11 protein-coding genes, 1 tRNA gene and 1 pseudogene are annotated in these 13652 nt (G+C 48.7%); 8 read left to right on the forward strand and 5 right to left on the reverse strand.

Translation table 11 applies throughout. The annotated features are described in order from the left end of the window. The 4 genes and pseudogenes from ACI351_RS03270 to ACI351_RS03285 form a co-directional block, all read right to left on the reverse strand. Positions 1-91: pseudogene (locus ACI351_RS03270) on the reverse strand (tRNA (uridine(34)/cytosine(34)/5-carboxymethylaminomethyluridine(34)-2'-O)-methyltransferase TrmL); the annotation flags it as partial. Positions 92-671: 580 nt separating this feature from the next. After that, entirely contained in the window at positions 672-3227 is a 2556-nt protein-coding gene (gene glgP, locus ACI351_RS03275; RefSeq protein WP_439733831.1) for an alpha-glucan family phosphorylase, read from the reverse strand. A gap of 132 nt (positions 3228-3359) precedes the next feature. Then, on the reverse strand, positions 3360-4412 hold the full coding sequence (locus ACI351_RS03280) for a DUF1646 family protein (RefSeq protein WP_439733832.1): 1053 nt from the start codon (positions 4410-4412) through the stop codon (positions 3360-3362). Between the two features lie 42 nt (positions 4413-4454). Beyond that, positions 4455-4528, reverse strand: a tRNA-Glu gene (locus tag ACI351_RS03285). Positions 4529-4851: 323 nt separating this feature from the next. On the opposite strand from ACI351_RS03285, the gene ACI351_RS03290 reads away from it, so the two are divergent. The 5 genes from ACI351_RS03290 (at position 4852) to ACI351_RS03310 (ending at position 10893) form a co-directional block, all read left to right on the forward strand. Next, positions 4852-5331, forward strand: a complete 480-nt coding sequence (locus ACI351_RS03290; protein WP_439733833.1) for a type IV pilin protein — start codon at positions 4852-4854, stop codon at positions 5329-5331. Between the two features lie 122 nt (positions 5332-5453). Continuing rightward, the gene (gene ychF, locus ACI351_RS03295) at positions 5454-6527 is read left to right on the forward strand and encodes a redox-regulated ATPase YchF (protein WP_439733834.1); all 1074 of its coding nucleotides are present in this window, start codon (positions 5454-5456) and stop codon (positions 6525-6527) included. After that, entirely contained in the window at positions 6520-7740 is a 1221-nt protein-coding gene (gene rlmD, locus ACI351_RS03300; protein ID WP_439733835.1) for a 23S rRNA (uracil(1939)-C(5))-methyltransferase RlmD, read from the forward strand. Before ychF ends, rlmD begins: the two co-directional genes overlap by 8 nt. 30 nt (positions 7741-7770) lie before the next feature. After that, positions 7771-10254 carry an ATP-dependent helicase gene (locus ACI351_RS03305; protein WP_439733836.1) on the forward strand — a complete coding sequence of 828 codons (2484 nt, stop codon included), beginning with the start codon at positions 7771-7773 and terminating at the stop codon, positions 10252-10254. Between the two features lie 135 nt (positions 10255-10389). Continuing rightward, complete coding sequence (locus ACI351_RS03310) at positions 10390-10893, forward strand: type IV pilin protein (RefSeq protein ID WP_439733837.1); 504 nt, start codon at positions 10390-10392, stop codon at positions 10891-10893. Between the two features lie 53 nt (positions 10894-10946). Here ACI351_RS03310 and ACI351_RS03315 read toward each other — a convergent pair whose 3' ends face one another. Further along, entirely contained in the window at positions 10947-11285 is a 339-nt protein-coding gene (locus tag ACI351_RS03315; protein WP_439733838.1) for a hypothetical protein, read from the reverse strand. A gap of 105 nt (positions 11286-11390) precedes the next feature. Between ACI351_RS03315 and ACI351_RS03320 the strand changes: the two genes are divergently transcribed. From ACI351_RS03320 to ACI351_RS03330, 3 genes are read left to right on the forward strand one after another with little or no spacing between them, the layout of a single operon-like run. Next, positions 11391-11672 carry an Asp-tRNA(Asn)/Glu-tRNA(Gln) amidotransferase subunit GatC gene (locus ACI351_RS03320; protein ID WP_439733839.1) on the forward strand — a complete coding sequence of 94 codons (282 nt, stop codon included), beginning with the start codon at positions 11391-11393 and terminating at the stop codon, positions 11670-11672. A gap of 2 nt (positions 11673-11674) precedes the next feature. Further along, on the forward strand, positions 11675-13087 hold the full coding sequence (gene gatA / locus ACI351_RS03325) for an Asp-tRNA(Asn)/Glu-tRNA(Gln) amidotransferase subunit GatA (protein WP_439733841.1): 1413 nt from the start codon (positions 11675-11677) through the stop codon (positions 13085-13087). After that, on the forward strand, positions 13084-13536 hold the full coding sequence (locus tag ACI351_RS03330) for an NUDIX hydrolase (RefSeq protein WP_439733840.1): 453 nt from the start codon (positions 13084-13086) through the stop codon (positions 13534-13536). Before gatA ends, ACI351_RS03330 begins: the two co-directional genes overlap by 4 nt. Positions 13537-13652: the final 116 nt, after the last annotated feature.

Genomic DNA, 13652 nt, shown 5'->3' on the forward strand with positions numbered 1-13652 from the left:
AGTGCAGCCGCGTGCCGGTGGCAACGCAGGAACGGCCGATATTGCCGGTGTTAAAAGGAATTTCGGGGTTTACAAGTACGATGTTCAGCATAATGTTTTTAGTTGTGTTGGTATGATTCGATTTGTTAAATTCCGGTAACTTTTTATTTTTTTGTTCACCTTGCGTACCGCGCCGCAAGCGGCTGCCTATCAGTACGCGGCGGCTTCAAGAAAATAAACATTTCCTCGGAATTTCTCAAATACTTAAAATTTACTTCGCTTATTTTTCAGTTGTGCTGTACGCGGCTCTTGGGCAAAACCGCAAACTACACACAAAAACGTACAATAATATAATTTGCTTCGTTAAATTGTCAGAAGTTTTTTGTGTGCCGCAATGACGACACTAAAGGCCGTTTACGGCAATCGTTTAAAACGCTTAGCAAGCCGTTTTGCCGTTTAATGCAATCATTAAAACGTTTTAAAATGAACAATCCGTGTTTTTGTTGTTTCGGCAATCGTTTAAAACGTCTAGAAAGCCGGAATTTTAAGGGAATACTATTTTTATGGTCCGAGCAAAAAAGATAAGGTTTACTTTTTTGCGAGTTATAAAAATACCCTTAAAATCCGGCTTTCTGTTTTACAGATTGCCTAGCTTTTTGGTTCCTTTTTTGCAATGAAAAAAGGAACTCTTATTATTCTTCCCATCGGATGAACAGCGGGGTCAGCACGTTGGGAATATTATTGTTGGCAGGCAGAATACGCATCGCATAGTCCTGCCGTCCGCTGTTAAGCGGCGACATAGACACTTCATACGTATACGCGTCGCCGTCTTTACCGGTGCAGTTCATATCGATGGCTTCTTCTTTGACAATGCCGCCAAGCGTACCGCGAAGACCAATACACAGCTCTACCTGAATGTCCTCCGGAGCCAAATTGCCCAGTTGTACGCGCGCTTTGAAATTCACCTTGTCGCCCATTAAAATAGCTTTTTCGGGCTGCGGGGTGGTGTCTGTCACGCTGACGCGGTACCAATTTTGAGCAATTTTATTTCTCCATTGTGCAACGGCCTGCGCTTTGCCTTCTTCCTGCAAAATCATACCGTAATTATTGGCAGGGATGTAAAAGCGTTCGTAGTATTCTTTTACCATACGGTTGGTGTTGAATACGGGGGCGATGTGTTTGACGGATTCTTTCATCAAGTTAAGCCACGCAGAAGAAATGCCGTTTGCATCTTTTTCGTAGTAAGCAGGAGCGATTTCCTGTTCGATAATACTGTACAGTGATTCGGATTCCACTGCATCGCGTTCTTCGGCGGATTTATAGTTTTCCGGCCCGCCGATGGACCAGCCGAAATCACACGGACCGACTTCGTCCCACCAGCCGTCGAGCACAGAAAGTGCCAGCGCGCCGTTTAAAGCCGCTTTCATCCCGCTGGTGCCGCTGGCTTCCATCGGGCGCAGCGGGTTGTTGAGCCATACGTCCACGCCCTGCACCATATAACGGGCAGTATTCATATTGTAGTCTTCCACGAATACGATTTTGCCTTTAAAGCGCGGATCGTTTTGTGTAAGGCCCACAATAAGTTTAATAAATTCTTTTCCCGCTGTATCAGCCGGATGCGCTTTTCCAGCAAATACAAATTGTACGGGACGCGCAGGATTGTTGACGATTTTATCAAGGCGGTTTAAATCTTTGAACAAGAGTGTCGCGCGTTTGTACGTGGCGAAGCGTCGGGCAAAGCCGATTGTCAGCACATCGGGGCGGAGCACTTTGCTGTTTTTCTTGACGGTCATTATATCAAAACCCTGACGGGTCAGCTGGCGTTTTAAGCGGTTTTGTACTAAATCAATCAGTTTATTTTTACGTACGGAGTGAATTTTCCACAATTCTTCATTGGGAATCGTGTCTATTTTGCTCCAAGCGTGCTCATCGGACGGATCGACTTCGCCGCGCTGGTCTCCGTTAAAGAGGTACTTGCGGTACAGCTCGTTAAGTTCGTGCGAAATCCACGAAGCACTGTGAATCCCGTTAGTAATGCTGGTTATCGGTACTTCGCTGACGGGCAGATTCGGCCAAAGGTTGTGCCACATTTCTCGGCTGACAAGTCCGTGCAATTTGGCCACGCCGTTGCAGAAGGCGGACAAACGCAGAGCAACGACTGTCATACAGTAAGTGGCCGAGGCGGGCGTTTCTTTGCCCAGTGCCAAAAACTCGTCCCAAGAAATATGCATTTGGTCCGCATAGCTTTGCATATATTTGCGTACAAGGGCGGGATCAAAATGTTCGTTCCCGGCGATGACAGGTGTATGTGTGGTAAATACGGAGGACGCCCATACAATTTCGCGCGCTTCGGAGAACGAAAGGTGTTTTTCGTTCATAATGTCAATAATGCGCTGGAACAGTAAAAATGCGCTGTGCCCTTCGTTGATGTGAAAAACGGTAGGTTTAATGCCCATTGCCTGCAACGCTTTTACGCCTCCGATGCCCAAAACCACTTCTTGGCGGATGCGGTTTTCGCGGTCGCCGCCGTAAAGTTTTTCGGTAATAGCGCGTTGGGCAGGAGTGTTTTCCTGTAAGTTGGTATCTAACAGATAAAGCGAGGTGCGCCCTACGGGTACGCGCCAGATGCAGGCTTTGACGGTTTCCGCTCCGAGCGGGATGTCTATGGTAATTTCGTTGCCCTGTGCGTCGGTCACGCGGGTGACGGGCATATGGGCCCAGTCGTTATCCGGATATTCTTCGTTTTGCCAGCCTTCGCGGTTAAGTACCTGCTGTACGTAGCCCTGTTTGTAAAAAAGACCCACACCGATGATCGGCATACCGAGGTCGCTTGCGGACTTGATATGGTCTCCCGCAAGCATACCGAGGCCGCCGGAGTAAATCGGCAGTCCTTCGCCGATGCCGTATTCCATAGAGAAATACGCCGTAAGCAGGTTGCCGTTTTCGCGGCGGTGTTCCTGATACCAGGTGTGCGGATTCTTTTTATAGTTGTAGTAGGCTTCTTTGACTTGGTTTAAATTGTTGACGAAGGTTTCGTCTTTGCTGAGTTCTTCAAAGCGTTTTTGCGGCACGCAGCCCAAAAACCATTTCGGGTTGCGTTTGGCGGCGGTCCACAGTTTGGAGTCAACCATTACAAAAAGCAGAATAGCCTGCCAATTCCAAGTAAACCACATATCATTGGCCAACTCTTCCAAAAACTTGATGTTCTCGGGCAGGTTGGGCTGTACGTTAAAGGAATGGATTTTCATTCAATTTCTCCCCTGTCACAATATATATTCAGATTATATAAAATTCGGAGTTTTTGCTGTATGGAAAAATGGAGTAGAAAAAATCCGCCTTCCGAAATGGAAAGGCGGATTTCGTAAAAAGTGCATCTCTGTTTAAAGGACTGCGCTTAAAATGACGAAATACGCAATCATAATGGCTAGTCCCAAGCCAAAAGCGGCTTTTGCCCACTCTTTGCTTTTAATACCCAGTTTGCTGGCGCAGATGATGTTGGGAATATTACCCGGAATAAGCATCCCGCCGGAGACAATCAAGCTCATCAACAGGAACGTCAGCGTGCGGGTGCTGATGTCGGGCGTTACTTCAATGGCGGCCAGCGTGGCATTGTCCAAGACGGCGGACAGCATATTAATCCAGTACAGCCAGTTGGCCGACAGGTGCGAAATGGTCTGCATCGCAAGCGGTTTTAAACCGTCGCCCAAGAACACAAGGGCCATAACGAATAAATACACTTTAGCCGCACGAACCACAATACTTTTGACGGAGTGTTCGTCTGCGCCTTCTTTAACGCCGGGTGCGTGGGAGATTGTGCTTTCGCGCAAGGAGCTGGCCATACCGGACATAAACAAAATACCGCCGAGTACATACCAGCCCAAGTGGTCAATTAAAAAGAAGAAATCGGCGTTGTGCGGTTCTCCCGCCAGTTTGGATAATACTACGGTGCCTAACGGCTCGCCGATAGAGGTCAGCACCGCGCCCATCCCAATGGAGAAACACGAGAACGTGACGAGTTTAATGCGTCCTTTGCGTTCCAGCGGCAGCATAACAGCCACTTCAGCCAAAATCAGCGCGGCGATGATCGCTGTAATCAAGCTGGAAGTAATTCCCAGCAGAAAAACGATTAAAAACAGTGTCCAGCGTAAACCGAGTTTTTTGACGGCCCAATGTGTTAAATGCTGAATGTTTTTATTGAATTTGCGAAATAAAAGCCCTGCAATGAGCACAGCCAGCGTAATTTTAATCGGATCCTCAAGTGCGGTCAGCACTAGATGCCCGCTCCACATTTTGGATACAGTTACGGCGAACGCTCCGCATAAAAACAGGAACGCTTCCAAGTTTTCTTCCACTTTGTGGACAGTCAGCGGTAAAAACAGCACTACCGCAATCAACGACGATAGTAATACCGTCTGCAATGTCGTTAATTCCATACAACCCCCTTTTTCCGTTTGGCGGACGGAAATATAAAAAAACGTCCCGTACGAGATTCGAACTCGTGATCTCCGCCTTGAGAGGGCGGCGTCCTGGACCACTAGACGAACGGGACTTATATATTCATTTTATCATAAATAACAAGGAGTTGGTAAGATGTTTTGTTTGGGGTTCTCCTATCAAGGTCTTGTGGACGGCTTTATAGCGCTTGTTTATTCGTAGCCGGCGATATGTCCAAAATAATATGGCTCAATTAATCAAAAGAGCGCAGTGGAAAAGGGCGCTATGCCCTGAGTCTTGACCCGTTTTTTTTTTTGATACCATAGGTTATTCCGTAGCGTTTAGCTGCCTGCGGTGTTATGGGTGTTTTTCCCCTTAAAAACGGTAAATCCTAAGCAGAATCGACGCAGGATATCTTTTTTGATAGGAGAAACAAAAATGAAAGGTTTTACGCTGATAGAGTTGTTGGTGGTAGTGTTAATTATCGGCATTTTAGCATCTGTTGCATTGCCGCAATATCAAAAAGCGGTGGCAAAAAGCCGGTATGTGCAGGTAATGACGCTGGCAAATTCCATTCTGGAATCAGCGGAGGTTTTTCGTATGGCTAATGGGGCGTGGCCGTCTACATTGGATGATTTGGATATTACCTTGCAGGGTGAAGTTTCGGAAAATCGTACGGGGGTACAGTTTAACGGTTATACGTGTGTCTTGTTTATGGGGCAATCTGTCAGCCATTCTATTTTGTGTACACACGATACGTTAGGGTTGGGGTACAGAATTTTCTTGCCGTCGGGCGGGAATGTGTCGCGTTCTTGTACGGCTATGGAAACCAGAGAGCTGGCTAACCAAGTGTGCGTGTTGTTAGGCGGGAAAAATCCAACCAGTAACGGCAACGGTCTAATGCATTATCGGCTGTAGAATTTCTTATGATGTTTTACGCCCGAGCGACTGCTCGGGCTTTTTATATGTAGGAACGGGGCTAAAATGCTAAAATATAATAAATATCCGCTTTTTATCATTATCCCAAGGAGTATGACTATATGGAAATCGGCATCGTCGGTTTGCCCAACGTGGGCAAATCCACCCTTTTTAACGCGCTTACCTGTGCGGGTGCGGAAGCCAGCAACTATCCGTTCTGTACCATCGAACCCAATGTGGGTATCGTTCCCATACCGGACAAACGGCTGGATAAGCTGTTTGGAATGTTCAACCCGCCCAAGAAAACAGCCGCTTTCATTAAATTTGTGGATATCGCGGGCATCGTCAAAGGCGCGAGCCAAGGCGAGGGCCTCGGAAACAAATTCTTAGCCAACATCCGCGAGGTAGATGCTATTATCCACGTCGTGCGTCTGTTTGACGACGACAACGTCACCCACGTGATGAATTCCGTTGACCCCTTGCGCGATATTGATATCATTAATACCGAATTAATGCTTGCCGACCTCGAAAGCGCGACCAAAATTTGCGATCGTTTGGGTTCCAATGCCAAAAGCGGCAAGAAAGACGCCGTCGCCGCGTGGGAACGGATGAAAGAAATCAAAGCCGCGTTGGAAAACGGAAAACCCGTCAGCTCTTTGGGGCTTGAGCCGGAGGAATTAAAAGAATACCAATTTTTGACGGCCAAACCCGTCCTGTATGTGGGAAACAATTCTGAAACCCGCAACGCTGCCAATGCCGAGAAAGTGGCCGCGTTTGCCAAAGAAAACGGCGCGGGTTTTGTGGAACTGTGCGTCAAATTCGAAGCCGATATTGCTGAGTTTTCCGAAGAAGAAAAACACGCTTTTCTGTCCGAAACCGGTAACGACTACACGGGCCTGGAAAAAGTGGTGCGCGAAGGTATGAAACTTTTAAACCTGTGCACGTATTTTACGGCGGGAGAAGAGGTGGAGGTCCGCAGCTGGCTGATTCCCGTGGGCTGTTCCGCACCGCAGGCGGCGGGCAAAATCCACAGCGATTTTGAAAAAAAATTCATTCGTGCCGACGTGTATACATTTGACGACCTTGTCAAATACGGTTCGGAAAAATCCTTAAAAGAGCACGGTCTTATCCGCTCCGAAGGCAAAGATTATATTGTGAGAGACGGCGACGTTTGCCTGTTTAAAATCAATGCCTAACATTACGTGTAAACATTTCGGCGTATGCGGCGGGTGCTCGCTTTTAAATTTACCTTACGAAGAACAGGTGGCCAAAAAACGCGCCAAACTGCAGGACATTTTAAAAGATTTCTGGACGGAAGAAATCCCCGTTACGGTGACGGATGAGCCCAAAAATTTCCGCAACAAAGTGGAACTCGGGTTTTGTCACCAAGTCAAATGGCGCGATGATTACAATAAAAAAGACCCCGCCAACAAAACCCGCCCGCTGGAGTTTGAACAGACGCTGGGGTTCAAACTGAAAGGCCGTTGGGACCGCGCGGTGGATATCGAAGAGTGCGCGCTGTTTAACGAAAAACTCGTCCCTCTTTTAACTGCGCTTCGCGCGTGGGCGAAACAGGAAAATTTGGAATATTACGACCAACGCAAACATACCGGCGTTTTGCGCCACCTGATGCTGCGCGAAGGCAAAAACACGGGGGAAGAAATCGTGGTGCTGTTTGTGACGGACGATTTCAACGAAAAAACCTTCGTAGCAGCCGTGGAAAGTGTATTGCCCTGCGCTCATATTATGGCAGCCGTCAATAGCGGGCTGGCCGATACGGCGGCGCCGGAAAGTCTGCGCGTGCTAAAAGGCAAAGACCATATTTTTGAAAAAATTATACTAACGGACGAATCGGGTAAAACGGTGCGAGAGGTTGTTTTTAAACTTTCCCCGCAGTCGTTTTTCCAAACCAACACCAAAACGGCGCAGAAAATGTACTCTCGTGTTCGGGAAATTGTCAAAAAAATCGCGCCTAAACGCATTTACGATTTATACGGCGGTGCGGGCAGTTTTTCGCTTTCCTGCGCGGACTTGTGCGAAAAAAGCGTATGCGTGGAAAGTGTTGCGCCCGCCATTTACAATGGTATTGAAAACGCCAAGCTAAACGGCGTTTGCAATGTGCAGTTTTTCTGTGCTAAAGTGGAAGATTTCGTCAAAGAACAGCCCATAGAACGCAAAGACGCACTGATTATTCTGGACCCGCCCCGCGGCGGTATGCACCCGCGCGCGGCCAAGGCGGTGGCCGAATCGGGCGTGGAAAACGTACTGTACATTTCGTGCAATCCCGTCACGCTGGCAAACGACCTCAAAATTCTGACGCAGCATTACGAAATTCTGCACGTGGAAGCGTTTGATTTCTTTCCGCACAGCGACCATATCGAGACGTTTGTGCAACTAAAACTGAAATGATTTTTGGGCTGCCGCCCAACAGGAAGCAGGATGACTTTACAAGACTCTTTAAAATCGTTAAATCCCCAGCAGTTGGAAGCCGTCAATTATAACGGCGGCCCGTGCCTTATCGTGGCCGGCGCCGGTACGGGCAAAACCAAAACGCTGACGACAAAAATCGCCAAGCTGATTGCGGACGGGTGTAATCCGTCCCGCATTTTGGCCGTTACGTTTACCAACAAAGCCGCACAGGAAATGCGCGAACGCGTGGAGGCGCTTGTGGCCGGTGCGGGCAGCCGCGTGTGGATTCATACCTTTCACTCGTTCGGCGTGCGTATTCTCAGGCAGCACGCGGGCGCGCTGGGGCTGTCGCGCGATTTCGCCATTTACGACGATTCGGACCAAAAGAAAGTCGTCAGTCTGATTTTGGAACAAATGGGCATTAAGGACCCCAAAAAAGAAATCAGCCAAATCGTCAGCCAGATTTCCCGCGCCAAAGATGATATGGTTTCGCCCGATACCATGATGCAAAGCGCCACGGCCAGCGGGCTGGATTTTAAAATCCGCATCGCCGAAGTGTACCGCCGTTACGAGCAGAAACTCAAAGAAGCGGGCGCACTGGATTTTGGGGATCTGCTTGTTAAAACCGTCGTTCTCCTGCGCGATCACGAGGATATCCGCTCTTACTATCAGGAATTTTTTCAGTATATTTTAGTAGATGAATATCAGGATACCAACCATACCCAGTATCTGATTACTAAAATGTTGGCCGCCAAAAACCGCAAGCTGTGCGTGGTGGGCGATCCGGACCAAAGCATTTACTCGTGGCGTGGGGCAAACATCCGCAACATTTTGGAGTTTGAAAAAGATTTCCAAGATACGAAAACGATCACGCTCGAGCAGAACTACCGCTCCACCAAAGTGATTTTGGACGCGTCCAACAAGCTGATTACCAAAAACAAAAAACGTAAAGAAAAAAGTTTGTTTACCGATAAAGAATCCGGCGACCCGATTGTCGTGCGCGAAGCCCATACCGAAGGCGAAGAAGCCCGCTGGGTCAGCCAAAACATCAAGGCCTTGGTGGACGAGGACGGCGCAAGTTTAAAGGATATTGCCGTTTTCTACCGCACTAACGCGCAGAGCCGTAATTTTGAAGAAACCTTCCGCCGTTACCAAATTCCGTACCGTTTGATTGGTACGGTGCGCTTCTACGACCGCAAGGAAATTAAAGACATTATGTGCTACGCGCGTATACTTGTGAATTCGGCCGATAACGTGAGTTTACTTCGTATTATCAATACTCCCTCGCGCGGGCTTGGCACAGTAGCGCAGGACCGCTTGATGGCGTATGCGGAAGCGAATCAATTGTCTTTGTACGACGCACTGAAAAAAGCCGCATACGTGCCCGGGCTCAGTTCTATTGCGTGCAAGGCTGCCGTCAAACTGGTGCAGTTGTTTGAAAACTGGCGCGGCGATATGCTGCTGACGGAGCCTGCGGATATTTTTCACAAAATTTTGATAGAGTCTGGCTATATGGATGCGGTTAAGGCCGAAATGGAAAAAGACCCCGAGGCCGAATCCCGCCTGCAGAACTTGGATGCTCTTATCAACGCTGTAAAAGAGTACGAAGAGCGCTGTAAAAAAGGCGAAAAGGCCCCGTCTGTGGCCGATTTCTTGCAGGAAATTTCGCTTTTGTCCGGTGAGGATGATTCCAATGCAGGTGAAGGCGGTGCGGTAACGCTGATGACGGTGCACCTTGCCAAAGGACTGGAGTTTGACGATGTGTTTGTTACCGGTCTTGAAGAAAATTTATTTCCCATTTCGCGCGACAACGAGGATGAGTTAGAAGAAGAACGCCGCCTTTGTTATGTGGCGATGACGCGCGCGCGCAAGCGGTTGTATTTGACGTATTCGCAAGCCCGCCGCAAATTCGGCCAGCTTCAAAATAATCTGCCTTCGCGCTTTTTGTTTGAAAGCGGGTTATTGGATGAAAACGAAGTACGCGAATCTTCCCAGCCGCGCTATACTGATTACCATTCCAAATACGGTTTGTACGGGGCGGGGGCTTCGGGTCCGTACCGCGGCGGAAACTACGGCGGCGGATATTCCCGAGGCAAAAATAATTTCGGCGGCAACAACCGCTACCAAACTTTTGAAGGGTACGCGAGCAAGAGCCGTTTTCAGAAAAAATACGACCAAGACGGCTACGAAATTGAGGATGATGATTTGGATTATACGTCGTCATCGTACGGTTCTTCCGGCTTGGGGTCACTGTATGCGCGGCCGTCGTTTAACAGGCCGTCGTCCGCGGCGCGGGGAAACGCGTCGTCCTCCTCGCCCGCTCAGCAGCCGGCTCCGGCCGAAAAAAACGCCGACGGTGTGGCCGTGGGCGGTATGGTTAAGCACGGCGTATTCGGGCAGGGCAAAATCGTACAAATCGCCGGCTCCGGCGACAGTGCCAAAATTACGGTTCTTTTCGGCAACGGCGTAAGAAGGACGTTTATGTTAAAATTCGCCCCGTTGGAAATTTTGTAAAAAACCGGAAATTTTAACGCGTGTAAACGGAGCGGAAATTGTTTTTCCGCTCCGTTTTTTATCGGCGGGGGTTGTATTGTTTTTTTTTTTTGATAAATTGGGATTATTACTCTTTAACAAGGAGGGATATATCCCATGTGTAAAGAACGTGGTTTTACGCTTATAGAGTTATTGGTGGTTGTTTTAATTATAGGTATTTTGGCCGCTGTCGCACTGCCGCAGTATCAAAAAGCGGTGGATAAAGCGCGTTACACACAGCTGATGGTATTTGTCCGTTCCATAAAAGAGGCGGAGGAGCGTTATTATATGGCAAACGGGGAATATGCCCGTGACTTGGAAGAATTAGATATTTCTTTTGAAGGCTTTCAGCCTACTTCTATAAACGGCGAGTTTAAGAAAGGAAATGCTCAATGGAGAATAAATATACAGGGGGTAAATGATATGCAGCAGGGCGGGGCTGTGTTTGGAGAATATCAGCCGGCTTCGGTATCTTATGTGGCATATGTGGATCAACATTCCACGAAAGGACGGCGTGAGTGCCGTTCTTATAGCGTACGCGGCAAACAGATATGTCAAAGTTTGGGAGGGGTATTTTATACGGAAAATCCAAACAACGGAGCCATTTATACCATGCCTTAAATATAAAACCCCGGGTGAATGAGATCCAGGGGGAGTTTCATTTGTTTGGCAATTTACGCGGCGGCTGTGGCCAAAAGCGCCGCGATAAACGCCATAATCGCTCCGCCGAAAAAGATGATCAGTATTACAGGGACCAGTGCGACGAATACCGTCAACCAGCCGCATACTCCCGCCCACCAAGCGGTTTTGCGCGCTTCGTCCGTACGCCCTTCCAGTTTTAAATCCTGCGTGCGCAAGGACAAAATCAGCGCAGCCAAGGCCAATGGAATCGTCCAAAATCCCGTAAAGCACGATAAAATTACCGCCGTTACCGCTAGTGTAAAGTGTTCGTTTATGCCCGCTTTTTGACTGTTAAGATAACTTTCCGGCGTGTTTTTGTTTTCATTCTCCATAAAACCTCCTATATTTAGGTGGCCCGTTCTCCGTGCATATGTGTGCGACCCTAGCCAAACAGTCCCATATTATATAAAATATATTTCTACAGGGAGCTATTTTATATGGAAATAACTAAAAAAGACGTAGAAGTGGCGGCCAAACTCGCCAAAATGCGGGTAAGTGAACAGGAAACCGCCGTGTATGAGGCCCAACTGGAGGCTCTTTTTAATTGGGTAAAAGAATTGTCCTCCGTCAATACGGACGGCGTAACGCTTTCCAATGTCAATTTATCCGCGCACGTGCGCGCCGACGAACCGGTAACTGACGAAAAACGCGCCGCCCTGCTGCGCGCTGATTTTAACGCTAGTTTAGACGACTGCGCCAAAGTAAAGAAGGTACTCTGATGATGACCGTAGAGCAAATTGTACATACTTTTAAATCCGGCGAAAAATCCGCCGAAGAAATTACCCGCGGCTGTTTGGCCGTAATCGCCGAGAAAAATCCGGAAATTAACGCTTTTGTGGAAGTGTTTGAAGCAGACGCGCTGTCGCGCGCCAAAGAACTGGACGAAAAACGCGCGCGCGGCGAAGAGCTGGGCGCTTTGGCGGGCGTACCCGTGGCGATTAAAGACAATATCCTTTACAAAGGCCATAAAGCTACCTGTTGTTCCAAAATGTTGGAAAACTATGTGGCCTCTTATACGTCTACCGTGGTGGAAAAACTGCTGGCTGCGGGCGCGGTGATTATCGGCCGCACCAATATGGACGAATTTGCTATGGGCAGCACCAACCAAACCTCCGTGTACGGCCCTGTTAAAAATCCGGTGAATACCGAATGTGTTCCGGGCGGATCTTCTGGCGGAAGTGCAGCAGCCGTGGCGGCGGGGATGGTGCCGGTAGCCTTGGGTACCGACACGGGCGGATCTGTCCGTCAGCCTGCCGGATTCTGCGGCGTTGTGGGCATTAAACCCGGGTACGGGCGCATTTCCCGCTACGGGGTAATTGCGTTTGCGTCCAGCGCGGACCAAGTGGGTGTAATCGCCGGAAACGTAAAAGACGCGGCCACCGTTTTGGAAGTGCTGGCGGGGAAAGACGCGCACGATTCTACCTCTCTTGAAGCTCCCGTGCCGGCGTATGCGTCGCTGCTTGCCAAAGATTTAAAAGGCGTTAAAATCGGCTTGCCGAAAGGTTTTTTGGACGGCCTTGGCGACGACATTAAACAAAAAGTAACTGAAGCCGCCCGCGCGCTTGAAAAGCAGGGCGCACAACTGGTGGAGGTGGATGTTCCGCACGCCAAATACGCGGCCCCGTGCTACTATATTATTACGAGTGCCGAGGCCAGCTCCAACTTGGGCCGTTACGACGGGATTCGCTACGGTTATGCCGATAAGTCCGCTAAAGATTTAAACGCCTATTACGAAGCCTCCCGCGCACCGTTCGGGTTAGAGGTTAAGAAACGCATTATCATTGGGACATTCGCGCTAACTTCCAACAATTATGAAGAATGCTTTTTAAAAGCGATGAAAGTGCGCGAACTTATCCGCGACGATTTTAAAAAAGCGTTTGAACAAGTGGACGTATTATTAACGCCTACGTCTCCTACGACGGCCTTTAAATTGGGGCATCACGATGAAGATCCGCTTGCGCTGTATCTGGCGGATTTGTATACGTGTCAGGGCAATATCGGCGGTTTAGCGGGTATCAGCGTTCCGTTTGGAAAGGATAAAAACGGATTGCCCGTTGGTGTGCAGTTTTACGGGCCGATTCTACAAGAAGAAAAAATCTTAAACGCGGCGTATCACTTAGAGCAAAACGTATGATCGTTTCCGAATTTTCGTGCGGCGGCGTGATTTTGGACGGGCGCAAAGTGCTTCTCGTTCAGGTCAAGAATATGAAGGGAAAGAAGATTTGGACCTTTCCCAAAGGCCATATTGAAGCGGGGGAAACGCCCCGTCAGGCCGCATTGCGCGAAGTGTTAGAAGAAACGGGATATAAAGCTGTGATTGTGCGGCCGATGATTCGCGTGAAATATGCGTTTACATTCCAAGGCAATTACGTTAAAAAGATGGTACAGTGGTATCTGATGAAAAAACTGGGGCGGATTGGCAAGCACGATGCTTCGGAAATTTTGGCAATACGCTGGGTGTCTTTATTAAAAGCGCGCGAACTGGTGCAATACCCGAGTGATATCCGTCTGGTGGATATGTTGTTGGCGTCGCTGCATATAGAGCCGGCCGAAGAACCTGAAACAGATGGGACGGAAGAATAACGGCTGGTGGTAACGGACGATTTACGCACAAGGAACGAAAAGATTTTTTTCGTTCCTTGTGTCTTTACATTCCGCTCGCAAGAACTCCGGGCGTAAGCCCGAGAGGTGGAGCGAAT

This window comes from Candidatus Avelusimicrobium sp. (assembly GCF_051874775.1).
Classification (GTDB): Bacteria; Elusimicrobiota; Elusimicrobia; order Elusimicrobiales; family Elusimicrobiaceae; genus Avelusimicrobium.

Bases quoted from the DNA above. Each gene is read 5' to 3' on its own strand.
- gatA (WP_439733841.1), top strand. From the start codon at position 11,675: ATGACCGTAGAGCAAATTGTACATACTTTTAAATCCGGCGAAAAATCC.
- ACI351_RS03305 (WP_439733836.1), top strand. From the start codon at position 7,771: ATGACTTTACAAGACTCTTTAAAATCGTTAAATCCCCAGCAGTTGGAA.
- ACI351_RS03330 (WP_439733840.1), top strand. From the start codon at position 13,084: ATGATCGTTTCCGAATTTTCGTGCGGCGGCGTGATTTTGGACGGGCGC.
- rlmD (WP_439733835.1), top strand. From the start codon at position 6,520: ATGCCTAACATTACGTGTAAACATTTCGGCGTATGCGGCGGGTGCTCG.
- ACI351_RS03320 (WP_439733839.1), top strand. From the start codon at position 11,391: ATGGAAATAACTAAAAAAGACGTAGAAGTGGCGGCCAAACTCGCCAAA.
- ACI351_RS03310 (WP_439733837.1), top strand. From the start codon at position 10,390: ATGTGTAAAGAACGTGGTTTTACGCTTATAGAGTTATTGGTGGTTGTT.
- glgP (WP_439733831.1), bottom strand. From the start codon at position 3,227: ATGAAAATCCATTCCTTTAACGTACAGCCCAACCTGCCCGAGAACATC.
- ACI351_RS03290 (WP_439733833.1), top strand. From the start codon at position 4,852: ATGAAAGGTTTTACGCTGATAGAGTTGTTGGTGGTAGTGTTAATTATC.
- ychF (WP_439733834.1), top strand. From the start codon at position 5,454: ATGGAAATCGGCATCGTCGGTTTGCCCAACGTGGGCAAATCCACCCTT.
- ACI351_RS03315 (WP_439733838.1), bottom strand. From the start codon at position 11,285: ATGGAGAATGAAAACAAAAACACGCCGGAAAGTTATCTTAACAGTCAA.
- ACI351_RS03280 (WP_439733832.1), bottom strand. From the start codon at position 4,412: ATGGAATTAACGACATTGCAGACGGTATTACTATCGTCGTTGATTGCG.